This is a genomic window from Acinetobacter lwoffii (assembly GCF_022809915.1).
GTDB classification, from domain to species: Bacteria; Pseudomonadota; Gammaproteobacteria; order Pseudomonadales; family Moraxellaceae; genus Acinetobacter; species Acinetobacter lwoffii_M.
The window spans coordinates 12,507-35,628 of the sequence record NZ_JALGQY010000020.1; the positions used below are offsets into that span (position 1 = coordinate 12,507).

Sequence of the window (23,122 nt, forward strand, 5' to 3'; positions counted from 1 at the left end):
TGATTAGAATGTACGTGGTTTAGGTGGAATCGCGTCAACCGACAATGGACGGTAACGAACTGGCTTATACTCTAGACGGTTGTCTGCAGAGAACCATAAAGTGTGCTTCATCCACTCATCATCACGACGACCATATGGGTATTCAGCATGGTCTGGAGACTCTTCAAAATCTACAACCGTATGTGCACCACGGCATTCTTTACGAGCAGCAGCTGAAATAAGCGTTGCTTTCGCAACTTCATACAAGTTTTCAACTTCAAGTGCTTCAATACGTGCAGTGTTAAATACTTTAGATTTGTCTTTCAAGTGAATGTTGCGTACGCGCGGTTCAATTGCAAGAATCTGCTTCACACCTTCGTCCAGAAGCGCAGATGTACGGAATACACCAGCGTGATCTTGAACGATATCACGGATTGCATCAGCAACGTCTTGAGCATTCTCACCTGTAGTCGATTCGTCAAGTTTACGAATACGTTCAACAGTTTCTTGAAGCACAGTTGTTGGAAGTGGCTCATATTCACCATCGTGCTGTTTAGTCACATATTCAATGATATGTTGACCAGCGGCCTTACCAAATACAACCAAGTCAAGCAATGAGTTCGTACCTAGACGGTTTGCACCGTGTACAGATACACATGAACATTCACCGATTGCATAGAAACCTTTTACTGGCTTAGCAAAGTCACGACCTTCAGCATTGGTAGAGTAAACGTCGGTGTCTTTGTTGTAGTTAGCAACAAGCGCTTCTGTTTCAGGAGACTCAGGAACAACCACCTGACCATGAATATTCGTTGGAATACCACCCATTTGGTAATGGATTGTTGGTACTACAGGAATTGGCTCTTTAGTGATGTCAACGTTCGCGAATTTCTTGCCAATCTCGAATACAGATGGAAGACGTTTCATGATCGTATCCGCACCTAGGTGCGTCATATCAAGCAGGATGTAATCGCCTTTAGGACCACAACCACGACCTTCTTTGATCTCTTGATCCATAGAACGTGATACGAAGTCACGTGGCGCCAAGTCTTTCAAAGTTGGTGCATAACGTTCCATGAACGGTTCACCGTCTTTGTTACGAAGGATTGCACCTTCACCACGACAACCTTCAGTCAACAATACGCCTGCGCCCGCAACACCCGTTGGGTGGAATTGCCAGAATTCCATATCTTGTAATGGAATACCTGCACGAGCAGCCATACCAAGACCGTCACCAGTGTTGATATAAGCGTTTGTAGATGCACGGTAAACACGACCAGCACCACCAGTAGCAAACAATGTAGCTTTTGCTTGGAATACTGCAATTTTACCAGTTTCCTGATCAATTGCTGTAACACCTAGAACGTCGCCTTTTTCGTTACGGATCAGGTCAAGCGCAATCCATTCTACGAAGAACTGAGTGCCCATTTTCACGTTGCTTTGATAAAGTGTGTGAAGAAGTGCGTGACCGGTACGGTCGGCAGCAGCACATGCACGTGGCACAGCTTTTTCACCATAGTTTGCTGAGTGACCACCGAATGGACGTTGGTAAATTGTACCATCAGCATTACGGTCGAATGGCATACCCAGGTGTTCAAGTTCATAAACCACTTGAGGCGCTTCACGAGTCATGAACTCGATTGCGTCTTGGTCACCTAACCAGTCCGAACCTTTTACAGTGTCGTAGAAGTGGTAGTGCCAGTTATCTTCTTGCATGTTACCAAGAGATGCACCAATACCACCCTGCGCTGCAACAGTGTGCGAACGAGTTGGGAATACTTTAGTCAGAACCGCAACTTTCAAACCAGCTTGAGCAAGTTGGTAAGACGCACGCATACCTGAACCACCACCACCAACGATGACAGCATCGAAAGTTTCATGCGGAATATTTGTGTAATCTTCTTTAGGGTTTATAGCGCCCATGATTGTTTCCTATCAATTCGCCCAAAAAATCTGGATCGCCCAGATTGCATATGCAAGTACAGCAATGATCACTGCTGAAGTCAGTACAAGGCGTAAACCTGAAGCTGAAGGACCCATTTGACGAGTAGTCACATAATCCGTGAATACCTGCCACATGCCGATCCATGCGTGTGCAACAAGAGATAAGACCGCCAACAAAGACATGATCTTCATTGGAACTGTCATCATAAAGCCGTACCACTGTTCAAAGTTGAAACCACCATTCAGTAGAATCCAACCCAGTACAACAACGGTATAAACAGCTAGAACTACAGCACTGACACGTTGGAGAAACCAATCGCGAGAACCTGAACCTGTTAAACCAGTAGCGCTTTTCATTAGAGTACGATCCATACAAATGCTGCAACAATACCGATTGCAGACAAGATTAATGCGATAGTAGATGCAACACGGCCACTTTCTAGTTCTTCAGCAACGCCAATGTCAGCAAGTAAATGCTTAACACCCGCAATAAAGTGAAAAATCAAGCCGGCGACAAATACCCATACAATGAAACGAACAATGAAACCGTTAAAGATTTCTTGAACTTGCGCAAAACCTTCAGGCGAAGACAATGACTTGTCTAAAATCCATAGAAGGACCGGTACGAGTAAGAATACGATAACACCTGAAAGACGGTGTAGAATTGATGCAATAGCCACGGGTGATTTTAAGTTTACTTCTAAAACTTGACCCATGGACAAATTGACAGGTCTGTTGCTTTTCACAGCGGGCATCCTGTAAGTAAAAACTCCATCCGGAGTTTGTTGGAATTAATTCGAAGGAAAGCTGGCATTCTTAGGCAAATACATGCCTAAAATCAAAACGACACTGAATTATAAAACGTGAACTATTAAAATACAAACGGCTGAATTTGGCTTTTTGGATAAAAAACTATTAAATAAGAATCATTAACAACAATAAGTCGGGCTTAATATATTATTCCGCCCTTTCAATTCCTATCTATATGATTGTTTTTAAATAATTAAGATGATCAATTCACTCGGTTTTAAGCCTGCAGAACCATGTTTGAGTTTTAGACTAAAGACGCACAGTTCCATCACAAATATTATTTAAATCTCTTTTTAATTCAGATTTAAATCAAGCGCCTATATTTAACAGACCACTTGCCCCAATTCAGCAGCAGCACAGTGATTCAGATAACCTGATGTTAAATAGCGACTTAGTGCATCAGATGATGGGTTTTTCAATCAATTTGAAGCATTTAGATTCAAAAAATCATTCATTTATTTTTATCCTGCCTAGCTTTGCTGCAAAGTTGGCCATTTATTAAGCTATTTTTTAATCAATTAAACCGGATTTAAAATTCAATTAATTGCTTTTATTTATAATTCCACCTGTGAAATTCAGCTTGGTAAAAACGATGTAAGTTATGAGATTTATATAGTTTTAAGCATATTCACCTTAATCTCTCACTATTTTCGCTCGCATTTCTTGCTACGAAAAAACGCTTACAAATGCCCCAGGCAGTCTATTTTTTTCTGCACCTCTGCATCAATTTGACTTATTATAGAGGTTTGATGCTGTGATTTTACTGAACTTTTTATACTGAGCGAATATGACTAAACCGCTGTGCGGCCGCCATTTTTTCATCCATAAGTATAATTGACAAAATTTCAGTACTCACTAATCTTATAGCAAATTTTTGATCCGTCCGTTTTGTGCATTAAAAGATTGATAGACAAAGCGGATATACATTCACCAGGACAGGAGATCTATTGAATGTCTGAAGCAACTGGCAAGAAAGCCGTTTTACAGCTTGATGGCAAAGAAATTGAACTACCAATTTACAGCGGCACATTGGGCCCAGATGTAATCGACGTTAAAGATGTGTTGGCTGCAGGTCACTTTACTTTTGATCCTGGTTTTATGGCGACAGCTGCGTGCGAGTCTAAAATCACGTTCATCGATGGTAACAAAGGTGTACTTTTACACCGCGGCTACCCAATCGATCAATTGGCGACTAAAGCTGATTACCTGGAAACTTGCTATTTATTGTTAAATGGCGAACTTCCAACTGCTGAGCAAAAAGAAGAATTTGACGCTAAAGTACGTAACCATACGATGGTTCACGATCAAGTTAGCCGTTTCTACAATGGTTTCCGTCGTGATGCGCATCCTATGGCGATCATGGTAGGTGTGGTTGGTGCGTTGTCTGCGTTCTATCACAACAACCTTGACATCGAAGATGTGAACCACCGTGAAATCACTGCGATTCGTTTAATCGCGAAGATTCCTACGCTGGCGGCTTGGAGCTACAAGTACACCATTGGTCAACCATTCGTTTACCCACGTAATGACCTTGGTTATGCAGAAAACTTCCTGCACATGATGTTTGCTACTCCTGCAGATCGTGATTACAAAGTTGATCCGATCCTTGCAAAAGCAATGGACCGTATCTTCACGCTTCATGCTGACCACGAACAAAATGCTTCTACGTCTACCGTACGTTTAGCTGGTTCTACTGGTGCTAACCCGTATGCATGTATCGCTGCTGGTATCTCTGCACTTTGGGGTCCTGCTCATGGCGGCGCGAACGAAGCTGTTCTTAAGATGCTTGACGAAATCGGCACTGTAGAAAACGTTGCTGGCTTCATGGAAAAAGTGAAGACTAAAGAAGTTAAACTGATGGGCTTTGGTCACCGAGTTTACAAAAACTTCGATCCACGCGCGAAAGTAATGAAAGAAACTTGTGACGAAGTTCTTGGTGCACTTGGCATCAATGATCCACAGCTTGCATTGGCTATGGAACTTGAACGTATCGCACTTTCTGACGAATACTTCATCAAGCGTAACCTTTACCCGAACGTAGACTTCTACTCAGGTATCATCCTTAAAGCGATTGGTATCCCGACTGAAATGTTTACTGTGATCTTCGCGCTTGCACGTACTGTTGGCTGGATCAGCCACTGGTTAGAAATGCACAGCGGTCCTTACAAGATCGGTCGTCCTCGTCAGCTTTACACTGGCGAAGTTCAACGCGATATCGTTCGTTAATTCGAACCGCGTCGAAAGACTTAAAAAAACCACCCTCTTGGGTGGTTTTTTTAGTGCTGACAAAAGCCTACAAAAAATTGACCTGAAACGTTTTAAAATGAATATATCAAAATCATATTCACGGATTAAGTCACCTAAAAACAGGACGTATATTGAATGCTGTTGTATTTTCTGCCCTTTATTTTGAGATTGGTTCATTTTGAACAGTTTAAGTGCCGCAGTTTAACGTCTGGTGAAATCAAAATTTCCCAACAAGTATTTGGCAACCTGATCGATTATTCTCGCGTTAAAATCATGAATCACCCCTACCTGCCTTGGCAATCCAAACATGTCATTATGGCGCCCAGTGGCTACATCCATGTACGCAATTTAAATTATCGGGAAGATTATTCGCGCGAGAGTTTATCTTATCAGGCACTATTTATTCATGAGATGGCGCATATTTATCAACACCAATGTCAGATCAATGTGCTTTTAAAAGGGGCATTTTTACAAAGTGCTTATTTTCTCAGCTTGGGAAAATATAATCCGTACAAATATCAATTTAATCCCAACAAATCATTTTCAACCTACAATATTGAACAACAAGGCGATATTGCCCGGGATATTTTTCTAAAAAAAATTCCGAATATTATTTTAAATCCAAAAATAAACAGATGATATTTAATCAGTTTAATTCCAAACAATATAGCTAAGGCATATTTTAAAAGCCAAAATTTAGATTTCAGTCTTTAAATCTACATAAGCCTAGATGCATAAAAAATCAGCATATTTTCTAATTTTATATAATAACTTTTTTCACTCAATGCCTGTTCTGCTAAATCAACTCTAGCTTATCGATAAAATTTCGATAAAATAGGCCGGTATGATTATTTTGCATCGCACATTAAGATTCAATGATCATGCGATAAAAAGTTTTTTTATTTAAGCCATTTGGCATTTTATGAATATCGAAGTGCACTCAACTGAATAATTAGAATTATAAAAATCAGTAATTTAGTGTATCAACCTATAGGAATAGGATTTACTTGGAATGAAAAGTTTTAAAATTGCGATTGCTCAATTCTCTCCACATGTGGGCAATCTGGATGCAAATACGCAAAAAATGATTGATCTGGCCAATCAGGCTAAAAAAGATAAAGCGGATTTAATTATCTTTCCTGAACTTTCAACGCTGGGCTATCCTGCAGAAGACTTATTAATTCGCCCGAGCTTGGTGAAACGCACCAAAGCAGCTTTTGAAAAACTGACTGAAGTAAAAGATATTGTGATGGTCTTTGGTTTTGTTAATCAAACTGAAGATGGTCAGCGTTATAACTCGGCTGCTGTTATGAAAGATGGCGAAGTACTGGGTGTTTATAACAAGCAAGTTTTGCCAAACTATGGTGTATTTGATGAAAAGCGTTATTTTGGCGAAGGTCATCAGCATCTGGTATTTGAGTATCTTGGACATAAATTTGGCGTACTGATCTGTGAAGATGTCTGGTCTTTAGCCACTGTTCAGCAACTGGCAAAATTGAATATCGACACAGCTTTGGTACTGAATGCATCGCCATATGAAGTGGGTAAACCACAACATCGCATTGAAACCATGGCGGCCTTGGTCAAACAGCTGAATATCAATCTGGTGTACTGCAACCAGGTCGGTGGTCAGGATGATCTGATCTTTGACGGTACCAGTTTTGTGCTCAACAAATCTGGCGAGGTGGCTTTACAGGCACCAACTTTCCAGGAAAATCTGGCAATTGCAGAATTTAATGCTGAACAACTGCAATTCAGCAAAGGTGCAATTGCACCTGCTTTAGACACCATGGCTGAGATTTATCAAAGCCTGGTCATGGCTACACGTGATTATGTACAGCGTTCTGGCTTCCCAGGTGTGATTCTGGGACTGTCTGGCGGCATTGACTCTGCCCTGACCCTGGCGATTGCTGTAGATGCGCTTGGCGCAAACAAAGTTCAAGCCGTGATGATGCCTTATACCTATACCGCACAAATCAGTGTCGAAGATGCAGCGGCTCAAGCCAAAAACATGGGCGTGACTTTCGGTATTGCCGAAATCAATCCAGTGGTAAGCGGCTTTATGCAGGTGCTATTCCCATTCTTTGGCAACGCTCCAGTCGATGCCACCGAGGAAAACCTGCAAGCACGTTCACGTGGCACCTTATTGATGGCCCTGTCTAACAAATTCGGTAATCTGGTGCTGGCAACCGGTAATAAATCTGAACTAGCTGTCGGTTATTGCACCTTGTATGGTGACATGGTTGGTGGTTATGCGGTGCTGAAAGATGTGTATAAAACCATTGTGTTTGAACTGGCGAAATACCGTAACAGCATTTCAGAAACTCCAGTGATTCCAGAACGTGTGATTACTCGTCCACCTTCAGCAGAATTGCGTCCGGATCAGGTCGATCAAGACTCTTTACCAGCCTATGATATTCTGGATGCGATCTTGTACTCTTATATTGAAGAAGATATGAGTCAAGACGATATCATTGCCAAAGGTTTTGACGCTGAAGTCGTGAAGAAAGTGATTCGTCTGGTTGATATCAATGAGTACAAGCGCCGTCAAGGTGCCATTGGGCCACGTATCAGCTCACGTTCTTATGGCCGTGAGCGTCGTTATCCAATCGTCAATGGCTGGAAAGCAGGTAGCTAAATTCTGTTTTCAGTGATGTAAATCAGAATCGTCCAAGTGAATGCTTGGGCGATTTTTTTTATGCGGCAGTAAAATGAAGAATAGCCCTAACATTAAGAAGGAAAAATGATGTTTTGCGGAAACTGTAAAAATTAGTGGATGCTTCAAATATTTTTTATGGTTTTCAGTACTTTTAAAAGAAAAAAAAAGAGACCAAGCTGAGAGCTTGGTCTTTTAAAATGGTGGCTATGACGAGACTTGAACTTGTGACCCCCGCATTATGAGTGCGGTGCTCTAACCAACTGAGCTACATAGCCGTAAACTGTGTGCGCATTATCGTAATTTCAGCTTCTATCGTCAAGCATTTTAAAACACAAATGTTCAGTCTTTATGCAAATACGGAATAAACTTTTAAATTTTAAACAAAAAAGGTTTTTTTAGTATGTAATTCACGCATTCATAGCACCCTTTAATTCTTCGAGGATTCATCAAATGTATAAAATCAAAATATCTATTTTACTCATTGGCCTTTCAAGTCTGAGTGCCTGCCAGATCATCTCGCCTATTTTCGTAGATTATAATGGCGTCAGACGTGATGTGGCACAGTGGATTAATCAGCAGCAACTGATGAGCATGCAGCAAAAACGATCTTTGGCACAACTCAGCAGAGCACAGCAGAAAATCGAGCCCTATCCGGAATATGAGCAGAGTCAACGACTGGCGGTAACCCGGGAAAATCAGATTGCATTACATTGTGCGCGTTTACATGTGACAGAACATAAAATCCGGCAGCTACAGCAAAAAATTTATGCAGGTGAAACTCAAACAATTTTAAATCGTTATGAACAGCTGTCACCGCAAATAAAATTAGACCCGACCTCTATTCGATGTGATTAATCACTGTCTTAAGCTATCACATTAATTACATATAAATGATTAACTTAGTCTAAATAAACAACTCGGTTCAATAGCTCTAAACAGGTGCTTTATTCTTTAATCTATTAGACATTATACCTATGTATTTACTTGGTTTTATTTTTATACAATACAGGCTATGATCAAAGTATAAACAACTATTCGTACCCGGTTTAACGCGTCATAATTTTATAACTCTAAATTCCCCTTAGGAGAATTCTAATGCCTTTTGAACATATTTTAGTACCTGTTGACGGTTCAGAAACATCGTATGCTGCAGTAGATAAAGCTGTAGAAATTGCCAAAGCATTTAACAGTAAAGTCACAGTGGTTCAAGTGCTAGCGCTGGACCCTTATATCGCTGCGGAATATATCTCTGCGGCACAAACCAATGACCTGATTGAACGTGCCCGCACTTCCATCCTGAAAACGCTGGATGAAGCCAAAGCAAAATTCTCTGGTGCAGGTGTTGAAGTGGATACACAGCTGCTTGAGGGTCAGGTGATTTATAGCGAGATTGTCAAAGCAGCTAAAGATTTAAATTCTGACCTGATCGTGATTGGTTCACATGGTCGCACTGGCTTCAAAAAACTGTTCCTTGGCAGCGTAGCGCAAAGCATTTTAGGCCAAGCGGATATCCCCGTGATGGTGATTCGCAACTAAATTATCTTCAAAATCCCCATTTTTCACCAAGTGGGGATTTTTTATATCTCTACTCGACCATCCCATTGATAGCGTTTTAAATCCACTCGATCACCTCTAAAACAAATTCCTTCCTGCATGAGTTTTTGCTGCTGAATATTCTGGCCATGTTCGTCCAGTTGTTTCAGACTGATTTTCGCTTGGGCATTGATCACCCGATACCAGGGAATATTAGTGTCCGAATCTAGATGACTTAATACTCGCCCGACCAATCGCGCATGTTTGGGTAAACCTGCCAGTCTGGCAATCTGTCCGTAGGTGGCGACTTTGGCATATGGAATCTGATTGACCACAACCAAAATCATTTCTGTCATTTCCTGATTGGCTGAACTTGTCTGGGTCATTTTCATCTCATTAATAGCTCATTTAAATAAAAGATCACACCTCAACCTATCCACAAAAAACTAGATGAAAATAATCAAGCCTGATGAAATACGCTAACCCAAGCGATCTCAGCTCACGATAGAAATAATCCGGCAGCATCTTGATACTCTAAGTTTATCTTTAGAAATTATCCGGATTTTCTAAGCGTTTTACTTCCTGAACCTTATCTGGATGATGCACCGTGGCGACACCATCTGCATCTTTCTGATCAATCAGAATCTCTGGCTGAAAGATAGTGATGGTCTCATTTCCTTTGGCATCTTCCCCGACAATATAGCGAAAGCCCTTACGGTTCAACTTGTGGCACATACGTTGGTACCAGCCTTTGAAGCCCTCAGTTTCTTCATTGGGATTATAGTAAAAGGCATTCATCACCGCAGGTAAGCCCAAGCCACATACCACACCGGACAACAGCACTACAATAAAGGTATAGCCCACCAGAATACTGCTATAGGCTTCCAGCTGAGGAATATTGGCGACCGCCAGAATTAAGGCCAAAGAAATCCCGCCACGTACTCCGCCCCAAGACAGGATGGTCAAACTGCCGTTATAGCTTTTCTTGCTGACTTTTGGGAACATAGCAAAGGCCAGATAGTTGGCTGCAAAACGGGCCAGATGCAGAATCACAAAGGCCACCATCCCGCCCAGAACCAGACTGGTACTCAAGTCCAAAATAAATAATTCCAGACCGATCAGGGTAAACAGGAATGAATTGATAATTCCCTCAACCGTATGCCAGAAATGATTAACGTCACCAATTTCGGCATCTGCCAGAATTTCTTTCCATTTATTGCCAACAATCAAGCCACCAATCACACAGGCAATTGGCGCGGAAGCATGCGCCAGCAAAGCCACCAGATAGGAACCACAAGCCAGCAAGGCCGTGGTCAGAATCAGAGATTCCATTTCATGTTTGCCGCGCAAAATCCGCAAGATCGCAAAACCGAATCCGAGACCAATCAGCACCGCCACGACAATTTCATAAAGCAAGGTTTGCAGCACTCCCAGTACCGTAAAGTTTTCACCTTGCAGGACATTGAGCAAGGTCATAAATAAGGCAATACACATTGCATCATTAAACAGTGATTCGCCTTCAAGCTTGACGATCAAATGATGCGGTGCGCGAACCGAACTCAATACGCCTTTGATGCCGATCGGATCTGTGGCGCCCAAGGCCGCCCCAAGTAACAGCAAAACCAGCAAGTCAACATGCTTACCAATCAGGAACTGATAACCATATAACACCACGCCAAAGAACACGGCACAGAATACTAAAGCCAGACCGGCCAGAATACTGATCGGCCGCCAGTGGTTACGCAAATCTGAGACCTTAAACTTCAGCGCAGATGAAGTCAGGATAAAACAGATCACCCCATTGATCAGAAAATCATAGAAATCGACGTGACGAACAGCCTGCTCGATATTGTCAATATTGATGCTAAAGAATGGATTGCCATGCAGTAAACTGGCGCCCCACTGCAAAATAAAAACAAAGATTGCTGAGACAATCGGGACACCGATCGCTTGCGGAAAACCCAAAACGCGCTTATTAAACATCGTCGTAGCAATGGACAAGGCAAATACGACTGTGAGTAGCTGAAGAAAAAAGAAATTTCCCATTCGGTTTCCTAAAATCGGGCGAGATGGAGCACTATGCGCCGAGAGGCGTTGTTAAAATAGAGATTTGAATAGCAAGGTATTCTGGCAAAACAAGTTTAGTCCGTTTTTTATCGAATTGAGTTAAGTTTCTTTTCAGTATTTTCGAATGATGATTTAACATACAGGTCAGCACTCGGCTTTTGCTTTCCCATCATTCTATTTTGAATTTTTCTCCCATGCATCAAACTGTCAAAACCATTTTTCGTCTCTGTTTTGCCAGCGTGATTTTTCTGATCACGTTGTCCTTATGTTTTACCTGCTTTGCTAAAATTCAGGAAATTCTGCAAGCAGAACAGCATTATCAGCAAGCCACCAGCATTCCCTTAAAAAGTACAGCCGGCGAACAGTATGTATTGGTGTCCAATAACCAGCGACCAGACAATGCAATTTTTATTCTGATTGCAGGAAATGGTTATGTGGCCAAAATCAACTGTGAACATTACAGCGCTTTATGTAGCGATGAAGACAATCAATCGCATACCCGTCAAATCCAGACTGTTGACTTAATCAAAGCGGGAAATCTGTTCTATATTGAAAAAATCCAGTTCAGAGATAGCCGAACCGGCAAAGCAACTGCTTTAGAATATAACAAACAAGAAATTCAGCAGTTTTATCAAAATGACATGAGCAACCTCAAATATACAGTCTTTGCAATTGCACTGTTTGCTTTGGCTGCATTATTTGTCAGTATCAAGATATTAAGAAACTTCCGGCGTTTTCTGCATAAATAAAAAAAGGAGCATCTGCTCCTTTTTTTATCGAAGTCATTTAAATATTTTGATTAAAGGTATCACAATTCGCAACCTGACCGGATTTCAAGCCGGTGTTAAACCATTGTACCCGCTGCGCGCTGCTGCCATGGGTAAAGCTGTCCGGCACCACCTGCCCGCGAGCACGTTTCTGTAAATAGTCATCGCCAATTTTATGGGCGGCATCCATCGCTTCCTGCACATCACCCTGTTCCAGAAATTGGGTTCGTTCATGATTATGGTAAGCCCAAACGCCGGCCAGACAGTCTGCCTGCAATTCCTGACGCACTGAAAGCTGATTACTTTGCACTTCGCTTGCTTGCTGACGTGCTTGCTGTACTTGAGAAGAAATACCTAAAATCGTCTGGATATGATGCCCCACTTCATGGGCCACGACATAGGCCAGCGCAAAATCCCCCGCCTGATCATTACGAGAAAGTTCAGTCGCATTCTGTTCTCCAGTGATGCCCATTTGACTGCGCATATCTTTAAAGAATGCCGTATCGATATACACTTTCTGGTCTGTCGGACAGTAGAAAGGTCCCATCGCCGCCTGAGCCGTACCACAACCAGAATTCACAATGCCATTGAACAACACCAGTTTCGGTGGGACATACTGCTGATTTAACTGCTGCTGAAACACCTGATTCCAGGTATCTTCAGTATCTGCCAATACAGTTCCAACAAAATCAATCGACTCCTGCTGTTCTGGCGTGGGATTTTCCAGGCCACGTGTTTCTGCCGCACCCGATACCCCCTGAGTGACCTGCTTGGTGGTTTGATAAGCCTGTTGTGGATCGACACCGAAAAACTTCCAGGCCACAAAGGCCACAATCAATCCAACAATACTGATTCCGCCAGCTTTGGCACCACCACCGCGACGGTCTTCTACATTGCTACTGACACGACGACCTTTCCAACGCATAGTCTTTTCCTTTTCTTAATCTGCTTAATATCCAGATATTTCCACACCTTAAGCTTTTGATGATTTAGGCCAGATTTTCTTAATCAGGCTGATGACCAGCATGACCAGCAGACCCGCTAAAATTCCTACAGCGAAATTAATCAAGGTCGGCGTAACAGCACCCACAATGTTGCCAATGCTGGGAATATCCTGCACATAAGCCACACTGTCTTCAGTAAAGTGATGAATAAAAGGAATAGCATGGTTAATAATTCCACCGCCCACCAGAAACATTGCAGCGGTTCCAACAATGGAGAGAATTTTCATCAGGACCGGAGCAAATGCCAACAAGCCACGTCCTATTTTTTGTTTAAAATCGGACTGCTGTTCAGTCAGATGCAGACCGATATCATCCAGCTTGACAATCAGCGCGACAAAACCATAAACACCAATGGTCATGACCACCGCGATCAGGCTTAAAACAGTCACTTTGGTCAGCATCGAGGCTGCGGCGACCGTTCCCAAAGTAATCACAATAATTTCAGCAGACAGGATAAAGTCGGTGCGGACGGCACCTTTCACTTTTTCATTTTCAAACTGATGCAAATCCATTTCTGTATGAATCAATTGCTCACGCGCCTGTTCCGCGTCCTTGGCCTTCGGTGTATGCAAGGTATGAATAATTTTTTCCACGCCTTCATAACATAGGAACAAACCACCCAGCACCAACAAGGGATTAATCAGCCAGCCTGCAATAAAGCTGATTAATAATGCCAGCGGCACCAAAATCAGTTTATTAACAAAAGAACCTTTGGCAACTTTCCAGACCACCGGTAATTCACGATCAGCCCGCACACCTGTCACTTGCTGCGCATTTAAAGCCAGATCATCACCAAGGACGCCTGCTGTTTTTTTTGCTGCCATTTTGCTCATGACAGCGACATCATCCAGAACAGTAGCAATATCATCTAATAATAGTAATAAACTGCTCGCCATACTTATTATCCTTATCTTCTTTCCATGTAGTTTAATCAAAATTCTTAAAAATATTGTATTCACTTGTTTAATTTATAAGATTTTTTTACGACAGCTTTTTTTCTGGCTGACAATCAAAAACAGAATGCCGTACAATGTTGCCATTCGTTAAAATACAGCTGTAGTACTGACTACCCTTTGGAATAGATAATGAGTAATCAAGATAATCGTCCAGTGATCTTGACGGGCGACCGTCCTACCGGACAACTCCACCTCGGCCACTTTGTGGGTTCATTACGCTCTCGTGTAGGTCTGCAAGATTCTCACCATCAACACTTGTTACTCGCCGATGCTCAAGCCCTAACTGATAATGCGGACAATTTTGAAAAAGTACGTCGTAACATTATTGAAGTGGCGACGGATTATCTGGCTGTCGGTATTGATCCAACTAAAACCACAATTTGTGTTCAGTCATGCTTACCTGCCTTAAATGAACTGACCATGCTATATCTCAACTTTGTGACTGTTTCACGTCTTGAGCGTAACCCGACCATTAAATCTGAAATCCAGATGCGTGGTTTTGAGCGTGATATTCCAGCCGGCTTCTTGTGCTACCCGGTGGCTCAAGCTGCTGACATTACAGCATTTAAGGCAACGGTTGTTCCTGTGGGTGAAGATCAAATTCCAATGATCGAACAGACCAACGAAATCGTGCGTCGTTTAAACCGTCAAATTGGTCATGACCTGCTACCAGAATGTAAGGCACTTCTTTCCAATGTTGGTCGCCTACCTGGTTTTGATGGTAAAGCAAAAATGTCGAAATCTTTGGGCAATACCATTGTGCTGGATGCGACAGATAAAGATATTAAGAAAGCCGTCAATGCAATGTATACCGATCCGAATCATCTGCGTATTGAAGATCCAGGTCAGGTCGAAGGCAATGTGGTATTTACTTATCTAGATGCCTTTGACCCAAATAAAGAAGAGCTGGAAGAGCTCAAAGCCCATTATCGTCGTGGTGGTTTAGGCGATGGTACAGTGAAAAAACGTCTGGAAAGTATTTTAAAAGAATTGATCGGCCCAATTCGTGAGCGTCGTATTGAACTGGCTAAAGATCCCGATTACATCATGGATATCCTGAAAACCGGTACGGATAAATGTCGCGATATTACCCAGGCGACACTGGATGAAGTCAAATCTGGCCTCGGCGTATTCCATTTTTAATTAGAAAAAATTGCTCTTAAAAGCTCTTCTGATGAAGAGCTTTTTTATTTAAGCTAAAATTGCGCAAAAATGATGCAAATATCCCCACATAATCTTCATAGTTTTAACCTTATTTAACATGTATTAACATGAATACTGATGAGTCATATGAGAATGCGTCCTATTATGGTCATATTCAGTAAGGAATCAGATTTAACTCTCTCCACAGTTAATGAAGTAGTTTGAAAAGACGTTCCTTTTTCTACGCAATGACAACCCCAATCATTGCGTTTTTTTTGTCTTTAATTTTTGAATCTATTTTATTTCAAGCATAAAAAAACCCGCCAGAGCGGGTTTTTCGAATTCAGCATTTAAGCATTTTTATGACGCATATGCGGGAACAAGATCACATCGCGGATACTTGCTGCATTGGCAAAGATCATCACTAGACGATCAATACCAATACCCTCACCTGCTGTTGGAGGAAGACCGTATTCCAGTGCTTCTACAAAGTCTGCATCGTAATGCATAGCTTCATCATCACCAGCATCTTTTTCAGCGACCTGTGCTTGGAAACGTTCAGCCTGATCGATTGGATCATTCAATTCCGAGAAGCCATTGGCCAATTCACGACCACCGATGAAGAATTCAAAACGGTCGGTAATGTGTGGATTGTGATCATTACGGCGTGCCAATGGAGAAGTCTCCGCTGGATATTCAGTAATGAACGTCGGCTGACGCAATTTGGTTTCCACGGTTTCTTCAAATACCATGGTTTGCAGTTTGCCCAGACCAAAACCTGGCTTCACTTGCTCTTTCAATTCTTCCTGAAGGAATTTTGCCAAGAACTCACGGTCATTGACATTTTCAGGAGTAAATTGCAGGTTATTTTCCAGAATCGCATCGAACATTGAAATTTTCTTGAATGGCCCTTTGAAGCTATACACTTCATCGCCATAAGGCACATCAGTGGTACCCAAGATATCAATCGCCAGACGCTCTAGCATCTGTTCGGTCAATTCCATCAAGTCTTTGTAATCTGCATAAGCCTGATAGAATTCGATCATGGTGAATTCAGGGTTATGACGCGTAGAAACACCTTCGTTACGGAAGTTACGGTTAATTTCAAACACACGTTCAAAACCGCCGACTACCAAACGCTTTAAGTAAAGCTCTGGCGCAATACGCAAGAATAATGACATATCCAATGCATTGTGATGTGTTTCAAAAGGACGTGCCGATGCACCGCCTGGAATCACATGCATCATTGGCGTTTCAACTTCCATATAGCGCTTTTCAGTCAGGAAGGCACGGATACCCGCCACAACTTTGGCACGAATTTCAAAAGTTTTACGTGTTTCTTCGTTAACAATCAGATCAAGATAACGTTTACGATACTTCACTTCAGTATCGTTCAAACCATGGAACTTGTCTGGCAGTGGACGCAATGATTTGGTCAATAATTCAAAATGTTCGATATGTACATACAAATCGCCTTTACCTGAACGACCGATATAACCTTCGACTGCGATGATATCGCCTAGGTCCAGACCTTTAATGGTAGCCAGGACATCTTCAGCGAGCTCTTTACGCGCCACATACAGCTGGATACGACCTGTCATGTCCTGGATCACAATAAATGAACCACGGTTCAACATCACACGACCAGCAACTTTGACGTAGACCTTTTCGCCTGCTTCAATTTCTTCTTTAGATTTATCAGCGAACTGGTCTTGTAAATCCTGGGCATAATGCTCACGCTTAAAGGTATTCGGCCATGGGCTCTTACCTGTTTCTTGTGCCTGAGCTTCGATTTGCTTTAACTTGGCATGACGCTGTGCAATTAAATCGTTTTCGGAAATGATTTGTTCAGAAGTCGATTGAGCGTTAGTTTGCGTCATCTCTGCCTCGAATAAGATTAGTTAAAAAATAGAAGTTGCATAGAATAGCAGAAATCCTTCTCAAATCGTAGCGCAAACACTCTCAGGAACCGGCTTTTCTTTGGAAAAATCCACTATCTTGCTATTTACACCATTCGGTTCAGCCCGTCTGTCACTCTTTTAAATTCCCTTTCTTCAAACTTATTGCAGCACCCAGCTGCTCTCAGTTGGGATTAAAGTCTAAACCAGACAAGTCTTATATAAATTCATTGCACTACAAAACTTCGGCTTAGACCAATAGCTAACTGCCTTGTATACCCAGACGTTCTACAATGACACTCAGCTTCAAGATGATGTGCCAATCAACAAATAACCAATATGGCATATCCCATAAAAATGAGTAATGTACTATGTCTAAGATTTTGTTTATACATGGCTTAGATTCCTCCAGAGAATCCACCAAGTTCCATGCCATTGATGTGGTACACAAGTACTGTATCGATGTCGATTACCGAAATCTGAGCTATAGTTCGGTCGCCGAGTTTTATCATGAGATGATTGAAACCATCAAACCAGATATTCTGGTCGGCCACAGTCTTGGCGGTTATTGGGCACTGAAAATGTCACAGGCGTATCAAATTCCCTGTGTAGTGGCTAATCCCATTTTGCAGCCTAACTTCCGCGATGATTATCCGCCGATTGGGCATCACGATTTACAGCATGACATTCCTCAATTTGCCTATCTTGAACTGGGCGATGAAATTCTGGATATGCATGCGGTTCAGACACAACTTGAAGACTATATGCAAATTCAGGCAGTTGATGGCGGCCATCATCGTCTGGAACATCCTGAGCAAATTAATACACTGATTCAGGAAATCGAAGATCATTTTATCAGGCAATAAAAAAGCCCCACAATTTTGGGGCTTTTTTTAAATGTATAACTTAAGCAACTGCCGCTTCAGGCTGAGATTTGTCATCCAGCACTGACCAGATATCCAGGCCTAATTCAGCATGCAGGTCAGGAAGATCAAGGAAGATACTTGCACCAAGTACTTCATGTTGACATTTTTGAGCCAGTTCATTTACAGCTTTTAAGGTTCCACCAGTTGCCAGAACATCATCCACAATAATTACTTTCTGGGACTGAACGTTCGCAGACATTTCTAAACGATCCATACCATATTCCAGGCTATAACCTACACCGACCACTGGAGGTGGCAATTTACCTGCTTTACGCACCAGCAATAAGCCTTTGCCTGTACGTTGTGCCAACAAGCTTGCCAACACAAAACCACGCGCTTCAACCGCAATAAAGCTTTCTACTTCTGCCAGTTTGTCAGCAGGAATGCTGGCAATCAAAGCGTCAGTCAATGGACCAATATTGCTCATGAAAAGTGGGGTCAAATCAAAGAAGCAAATTCCTGGTTTTGGAAAATCTTGGACCGTACGAATGTGAGACCACAAAGAAGTAGACAAATTGCTCATGGGAGATCTTAAAAAAAGAAAAGGAATATGGGAATTTTAAACCTATTTGAGTGAAACGAACAAGCCAAGCTGTCTAATAAAAACCCGATGTTTAACCACAAGATATTGATTTTATTATATTGATTTATTTTAAAAATATTTAACCCAGACTTTACTGATTTTAAATTACCTAAAAACTCAAGTTTTTACTGCACGACTTTGGTCTATCCCCCAAGATAAACGCTCATTTTTGCCATCCTCAGCTTTTTATCCTTTAACCGTCTGCGCTAGAAAAGCTGATTGGCGTGATTTTCTGATAAATGAGGAATGTGTCGTCTATTCTGCTGCTAATTTCGCTGATTAAGCTTTTATTCACTTTACTTTCTGAATAGAACTGCGTAAAAATTTAGCCAAATATGTTCACTGTTAAAAAGTCATATTCTTTTAGAGTCTTGCCTTTTATGGATTTTAAGCTGACGCCTACAGTTGCTCAGTTTTGGAGAGTTACATGAGAAAGTTTCAATGCATCGTATGTGGATGGATTTATGACGAGGCAGAAGGTTGGCCTCAAGACGGGATCGTGGCAGGCACCAAATGGGAAGATATCCCCGATGACTGGACCTGTCCAGATTGCGGCGTGTCTAAAGTCGATTTCGAAATGATCGAAGTCTAATCACGTCCAGTTAAAGGCCATATCCATATGGTCTTTTTTTATGCCTTTCAATCATTTATACAGCATGGAGCTCTACCATATGGAAACAACTATGCATCCTATCGTCATTATTGGCTCAGGTATGGCGGGTTATGCCGTAGCACGTGAATTTCGTAAACTTAATCCAGAACATGAATTGCTGATGATCTGTGCGGATGATGCGGTCAATTATGCCAAACCGACGCTTTCCAACGCTCTGGCCGGCAATAAAGCACCTGAACAAATTCCACTAGGCGATGCGGCTAAAATGTCGGCACAGCTGAATATGCGCATTGAACAGCATACTTGGGTTAAGGCGATTCATCCGGAAGATCATCAACTGGTTTTGGAAAAAGATGGCCAGGAAAGCACGCAACATTATAGCAAACTGGTATTAGCCATCGGTGCCAATCCGGTACGTCTGGCGATTGCCGGTGATGCCAGCGATGATATTCATGTCGTCAACAATTTAACTGATTATAAAGCTTTCCGTAGCAATCTGGCGGCACGTAAAGACAAACGTGTAGTGATTTTAGGTGCAGGCCTGATTGGCTGTGAATTTGCCAACGACCTGCAAAATACCGATCATCAGGTTACAGTCATTGATTTGGCACCTCAGCCGCTTGGCCGTTTATTACCAGAACATGTTGCTACTGCCTTCCAGAAGAATCTTGAAGAAACCGGCATTCACTTTGTCTTGGGCACAACAGTCGAAAAAGTCTCTCGTGCGGACAATGGTGATTATCTGGTCACGCTGGCCAACGGTCAGTCTTTGATCGCAGATGTAGTGTTATCTGCGGTAGGCTTACAGCCGAATATTTCTTTGGCGAAACAGGCAGACGTACATACCAGTCGCGGAGTTTTAACCACTGCACAACTTGAAACCAACCAGGCTGATATCTATGCTGTAGGTGACTGTGCCGAGGTCAATGGAACTTTACTGCCTTATGTTATGCCAATTATGCAACAAGCCCGCGCTTTGGCAAAAACCTTAAACGGTGAACATACTGCCGTGCATTATCCGGCTATGCCAGTAGCAGTTAAAACGCCTGCTGCACCTTTAACGGTATTGCCTGCTCCGGTTGATGTGGATGTCATCTGGGAAACTGAAGAATTTGATGATGGCATGCTGGCTAAAGCATTCGATGCTAACGGCACCTTACGCGGTTTCGTGCTTTTGGGCGCCACTGCAGCCAAACAGCGTCTGACCTTGACCAAACAGGTTCCTGACTTGATTCCTGCTGCGGTTTAGAGGTTTAATAGCAAGGATATTTTTTAAACGAAATATCCTTTAATTAGGACAGCGACTATGTACAGCGCAGCACAGTTTAATCTTTCCCCTTATACCTCGTTCATGCATGAAACCAAGGTCGATCTTGGCAATGGGATCCAGCTACATGTCGAGGTTGGTGGAAATCCGGAACATCCCACCATTTTGCTGATTATGGGGCTGGGTGGGCAAATGCTGTACTGGCCTGACTTTTTCTGCAAATCACTGATTGACAATGGCTATCACATCATCCGTTTTGATAATCGTGATATTGGCCTGTCTTCAAAAGTCCATTACAAAGGTCCACGCCTGAATACCCTGAAAATGATGAGCCGTTTTGTACTGGGTCTGGGTAATCAGGGTGCACCTTATGATCTTTACGATATGGCTGAAGATGTCAGTCTGCTAATTGAAAAAATGCAGCTGGAACAGGTCTATGTGCTGGGTGCTTCGATGGGCGGTATGATTGCCCAGATTCTGGCCGCGCGTTATCCGGACAAAGTCAAAAAACTGGGCTTACTGTTTACCAGCAATAACCAGCCGATGTTGCCACCACCCTTTCCCAAGCAACTCTTTAGTTTGATTGACAAACCGGCTTCAACAGATGAAGATGGCATTGTTGATCATAGTTTGAAACTGTTTAAGATCATCGGCTCACCAGGTTATGTCAATCATCTGGAAGCGGTGCAGACCGCCCGTAAATTATATAAGCGAAGTTACTATCCTGCTGGTGTACTTCAACAGTTTTTAGCAATATTATGTACAGGCTCATTGCTGCAACTGGACAAGCAAATCAAACAAGAAACCCTGGTGGTCCATGGTTCTCGAGATCGATTGCTGCCTCCTAGCCATGGCAAGGCCGTTGCGAAAGCAATTTCAGGGGCTAAATTTGAATTAATTGATGGAATGGGGCATGATATCCCACCGCATTTTATTCCATATCTTAGCGAATTATTTGCTGATCATTTTAAATCATAAACATTAGGACACTATGGCTGCATTACCATCCCTAAGACAGCTGTCATACCTCGTAACACTGTCAGAGACGCTACACTTTACAGAAGCTGCTCGCCGCTCCTTTGTCACCCAGTCAACCTTGTCTGGCGGCATCATGGAGCTGGAGCGTTTACTCGGTGGCGTACTTGTTGAACGCGACCGCCAGAATGTTCGTTTAACGCCTCTTGGTGAACAAGTGGTTGCACGCGCACGTGTTCTACTGGCCGATGCTCAGGACCTAATGCGTTTAAGTCGTGAGATGAGTGAACCTTTAACCGGTGATCTACATCTCGGCGTCATTCCAACAATTGCACCTTTCCTATTGTCCCAGCTGCTGGATGAAGTGCATAAGCAATTACCAAAAATCCAGTTGCATCTGCATGAAGCGCAAAGTGAAAAGATTGTAGAAAAACTGGAACATGGCAACCTGGATATGGTGGCTTTGGCATTGCCTTTCGACACCCGTGGTCTGAAAGTTGCTGAAATTGCCAAAGAGAATCTGTATCTGGTTTACCAAAAATCTGATCAGCATGCTGCACAAGCAAACTCTTTAGAAGATCTGGATCTGTCTCGCCTGATGTTACTTGAAGAAGGTCATTGCCTGCGTGATCATGCCTTGAGTGCCTGCCCGATTGGTGAGCGTAAAAATGATCACCGTTTAAAAGCCAGCTCACTGCCGACTTTAATCGAAATGGTGTCTGCAAATCTGGGCTTTACCCTGCTGCCTGAAATTGCGATCCATACCAATATGATTAAAGGCAATCCTGAGATTCAGGTAAAAGCGATCGATTCAGCCCCAAGTCGTACCCTGGCATTGGTAACCCGTAAAAGCACACCGCTGCAAAGCGAGTTTGATGTGCTATTACAGATTTTCCAGAAAATCACTCAGCACGATGCTGCCTGATCTATAGATAATAAAAAGGAGCACATGTTGCTCCTTTTATATATCTTGAATTGAATACATTCAGTCCGCCTAGAAACTTAAAATCTCTACATTTCAGCTAAATCCCTATTCTTTGGGATAGGCATTTGCATTTGCCTGATTCACAGTATAGCTCTCTATCAGCATCTACAGGATCGTGTTTTATTGGCTAGCCTCTTGCCTGCACCAGTTTTAGTGATTCGTTCACCGACTGGACTCGACCTGTCAAAAATCCAGACCGTGCTGCTGCAACTGGGCTATCAGCCAGATATGCTGCTGTATGCGGACAATATGCTGTCTGCACAATCCATGATTACTGAACATCGACCCAACCTGATTCTCTATCATGCAGCAACAACTTCAGAGATCAGTTTGATTCATCAGCTGAAACAGCAAAGCCCAGATACACCTGTTATTGCCATATTCAATACTCATTCCACAGCACTGATCTATTCTGCTTTATTGTCCGGAGCAGATAGCTATATGCAGCATCAGAATTCATTTTCCGAGTTTGCTGAAAGTCTGAAAACTGTCTTGCGCGGTGGAGCTTACGTCAATACTGAATTGGCAGACTATATCCTGCACCAGCCCATTGCCAAAACCTGTCTCAACTTCGCTGAATTGCAGTTATTAAAAGTATTGAGTCAACATCAATCGCAAACCGAACGACAAGATCAGCTCCAGATGAAGAACTATCAGATATATAGCCGGGTCAAATACATCTATCGAAAACTGTTCAGACTCAGCTTGAACAGTTCAATTGTATGTTCGAAATAAAAAAGAGGCTGAATATTCAGCCTCTTTAAAT

General features: G+C 42.5%; 22 protein-coding genes and 1 tRNA gene. 13 read left to right on the forward strand and 10 right to left on the reverse strand.

Features of this window, described 5'->3' with window-relative positions; all coding sequences use genetic code 11:
- Positions 1-3 precede the first annotated feature (3 nt).
- Genes MTX11_RS10935 through sdhC form a run of 3 tightly spaced genes read right to left on the reverse strand, consistent with a single transcriptional unit; the run spans position 4 to position 2,678 of the window.
- A complete protein-coding gene (locus MTX11_RS10935; RefSeq protein WP_004279432.1) occupies positions 4-1,902 on the reverse strand; it encodes an FAD-binding protein in 1,899 nt (632 codons plus the stop codon).
- Positions 1,903-1,914: 12 nt separating this feature from the next.
- Entirely contained in the window at positions 1,915-2,280 is a 366-nt protein-coding gene (gene sdhD / locus MTX11_RS10940) for a succinate dehydrogenase, hydrophobic membrane anchor protein (RefSeq protein WP_004279431.1), read from the reverse strand.
- Complete coding sequence (gene sdhC / locus MTX11_RS10945; protein ID WP_085064488.1) at positions 2,280-2,678, reverse strand: succinate dehydrogenase, cytochrome b556 subunit; 399 nt, start codon at positions 2,676-2,678, stop codon at positions 2,280-2,282. Before sdhC ends, sdhD begins: the two co-directional genes overlap by 1 nt.
- Before the next feature lie 1,006 nt (positions 2,679-3,684).
- On the opposite strand from sdhC, the gene gltA reads away from it, so the two are divergent.
- The 3 genes from gltA (at position 3,685) to MTX11_RS10960 (ending at position 7,618) form a co-directional block, all read left to right on the forward strand.
- Positions 3,685-4,959: a citrate synthase gene (gltA, locus tag MTX11_RS10950; RefSeq protein WP_004279429.1), complete on the forward strand. Its 1,275-nt coding sequence runs from the start codon at positions 3,685-3,687 to the stop codon at positions 4,957-4,959.
- Positions 4,960-5,115: 156 nt separating this feature from the next.
- Positions 5,116-5,619, forward strand: a complete 504-nt coding sequence (locus MTX11_RS10955; RefSeq protein ID WP_005107522.1) for a hypothetical protein — start codon at positions 5,116-5,118, stop codon at positions 5,617-5,619.
- A gap of 373 nt (positions 5,620-5,992) precedes the next feature.
- Entirely contained in the window at positions 5,993-7,618 is a 1,626-nt protein-coding gene (locus tag MTX11_RS10960; protein WP_180086575.1) for an NAD+ synthase, read from the forward strand.
- 219 nt (positions 7,619-7,837) lie between these two features.
- On the opposite strand, the gene MTX11_RS10965 is transcribed toward MTX11_RS10960, so the two are convergent.
- Positions 7,838-7,914: transfer RNA gene (locus MTX11_RS10965), tRNA-Met, on the reverse strand.
- A 175-nt stretch (positions 7,915-8,089) separates the two neighbouring features.
- On the opposite strand from MTX11_RS10965, the gene MTX11_RS10970 reads away from it, so the two are divergent.
- Both MTX11_RS10970 and MTX11_RS10975 read left to right on the forward strand, forming a co-directional pair.
- Positions 8,090-8,494: a hypothetical protein gene (locus tag MTX11_RS10970; protein WP_180086573.1), complete on the forward strand. Its 405-nt coding sequence runs from the start codon at positions 8,090-8,092 to the stop codon at positions 8,492-8,494.
- A 240-nt stretch (positions 8,495-8,734) separates the two neighbouring features.
- A complete protein-coding gene (locus MTX11_RS10975; RefSeq protein ID WP_004279425.1) occupies positions 8,735-9,175 on the forward strand; it encodes a universal stress protein in 441 nt (146 codons plus the stop codon).
- A 41-nt stretch (positions 9,176-9,216) separates the two neighbouring features.
- On the opposite strand, the gene MTX11_RS10980 is transcribed toward MTX11_RS10975, so the two are convergent.
- Positions 9,217-9,558 carry an MGMT family protein gene (locus MTX11_RS10980; protein WP_180086571.1) on the reverse strand — a complete coding sequence of 114 codons (342 nt, stop codon included), beginning with the start codon at positions 9,556-9,558 and terminating at the stop codon, positions 9,217-9,219.
- A gap of 160 nt (positions 9,559-9,718) precedes the next feature.
- Complete coding sequence (locus tag MTX11_RS10985; protein ID WP_243475111.1) at positions 9,719-11,218, reverse strand: cation:proton antiporter; 1,500 nt, start codon at positions 11,216-11,218, stop codon at positions 9,719-9,721.
- Positions 11,219-11,433: 215 nt separating this feature from the next.
- On the opposite strand from MTX11_RS10985, the gene MTX11_RS10990 reads away from it, so the two are divergent.
- A complete protein-coding gene (locus tag MTX11_RS10990; RefSeq protein ID WP_071850583.1) occupies positions 11,434-11,988 on the forward strand; it encodes a hypothetical protein in 555 nt (184 codons plus the stop codon).
- 37 nt (positions 11,989-12,025) lie between these two features.
- Here the strand turns inward: MTX11_RS10990 and ypfJ are convergent, their stop codons facing one another.
- The gene (gene ypfJ, locus MTX11_RS10995; RefSeq protein ID WP_004646279.1) at positions 12,026-12,931 is read right to left on the reverse strand and encodes a KPN_02809 family neutral zinc metallopeptidase; all 906 of its coding nucleotides are present in this window, start codon (positions 12,929-12,931) and stop codon (positions 12,026-12,028) included.
- Positions 12,932-12,979: 48 nt separating this feature from the next.
- Positions 12,980-13,906: a DUF808 domain-containing protein gene (locus tag MTX11_RS11000; protein WP_180086569.1), complete on the reverse strand. Its 927-nt coding sequence runs from the start codon at positions 13,904-13,906 to the stop codon at positions 12,980-12,982.
- 189 nt (positions 13,907-14,095) lie between these two features.
- On the opposite strand from MTX11_RS11000, the gene trpS reads away from it, so the two are divergent.
- Positions 14,096-15,109 (forward strand): tryptophan--tRNA ligase, encoded by a 1,014-nt coding sequence (trpS, locus tag MTX11_RS11005; RefSeq protein ID WP_004279419.1) that lies wholly within the window; start codon positions 14,096-14,098, stop codon positions 15,107-15,109.
- Between the two features lie 350 nt (positions 15,110-15,459).
- Here the strand turns inward: trpS and lysS are convergent, their stop codons facing one another.
- Positions 15,460-16,989 carry a lysine--tRNA ligase gene (lysS, locus tag MTX11_RS11010; RefSeq protein WP_243475112.1) on the reverse strand — a complete coding sequence of 510 codons (1,530 nt, stop codon included), beginning with the start codon at positions 16,987-16,989 and terminating at the stop codon, positions 15,460-15,462.
- Between the two features lie 389 nt (positions 16,990-17,378).
- Here lysS and MTX11_RS11015 point away from each other — a divergent pair, with 389 nt between their 5' ends.
- On the forward strand, positions 17,379-17,873 hold the full coding sequence (locus MTX11_RS11015) for a YqiA/YcfP family alpha/beta fold hydrolase (protein ID WP_004730287.1): 495 nt from the start codon (positions 17,379-17,381) through the stop codon (positions 17,871-17,873).
- A 40-nt stretch (positions 17,874-17,913) separates the two neighbouring features.
- Here the strand turns inward: MTX11_RS11015 and MTX11_RS11020 are convergent, their stop codons facing one another.
- Positions 17,914-18,456: an adenine phosphoribosyltransferase gene (locus MTX11_RS11020; RefSeq protein WP_243475113.1), complete on the reverse strand. Its 543-nt coding sequence runs from the start codon at positions 18,454-18,456 to the stop codon at positions 17,914-17,916.
- Positions 18,457-18,943: 487 nt separating this feature from the next.
- Between MTX11_RS11020 and rubA the strand changes: the two genes are divergently transcribed.
- The 5 genes from rubA (at position 18,944) to MTX11_RS11045 (ending at position 23,091) form a co-directional block, all read left to right on the forward strand.
- Positions 18,944-19,108: a rubredoxin RubA gene (rubA, locus tag MTX11_RS11025; RefSeq protein ID WP_004279415.1), complete on the forward strand. Its 165-nt coding sequence runs from the start codon at positions 18,944-18,946 to the stop codon at positions 19,106-19,108.
- Positions 19,109-19,199: 91 nt separating this feature from the next.
- Positions 19,200-20,378 carry a rubredoxin reductase RubB gene (gene rubB / locus MTX11_RS11030; RefSeq protein ID WP_243475123.1) on the forward strand — a complete coding sequence of 393 codons (1,179 nt, stop codon included), beginning with the start codon at positions 19,200-19,202 and terminating at the stop codon, positions 20,376-20,378.
- 57 nt (positions 20,379-20,435) lie between these two features.
- Positions 20,436-21,374 carry an esterase EstB gene (estB, locus tag MTX11_RS11035; protein ID WP_243475114.1) on the forward strand — a complete coding sequence of 313 codons (939 nt, stop codon included), beginning with the start codon at positions 20,436-20,438 and terminating at the stop codon, positions 21,372-21,374.
- Positions 21,375-21,387: 13 nt separating this feature from the next.
- Positions 21,388-22,296, forward strand: coding sequence for a LysR family transcriptional regulator OxyR (gene oxyR / locus MTX11_RS11040; RefSeq protein ID WP_004279412.1), 909 nt, complete (start codon positions 21,388-21,390; stop codon positions 22,294-22,296).
- A 183-nt stretch (positions 22,297-22,479) separates the two neighbouring features.
- Complete coding sequence (locus tag MTX11_RS11045; protein WP_243475115.1) at positions 22,480-23,091, forward strand: response regulator transcription factor; 612 nt, start codon at positions 22,480-22,482, stop codon at positions 23,089-23,091.
- Positions 23,092-23,122: the final 31 nt, after the last annotated feature.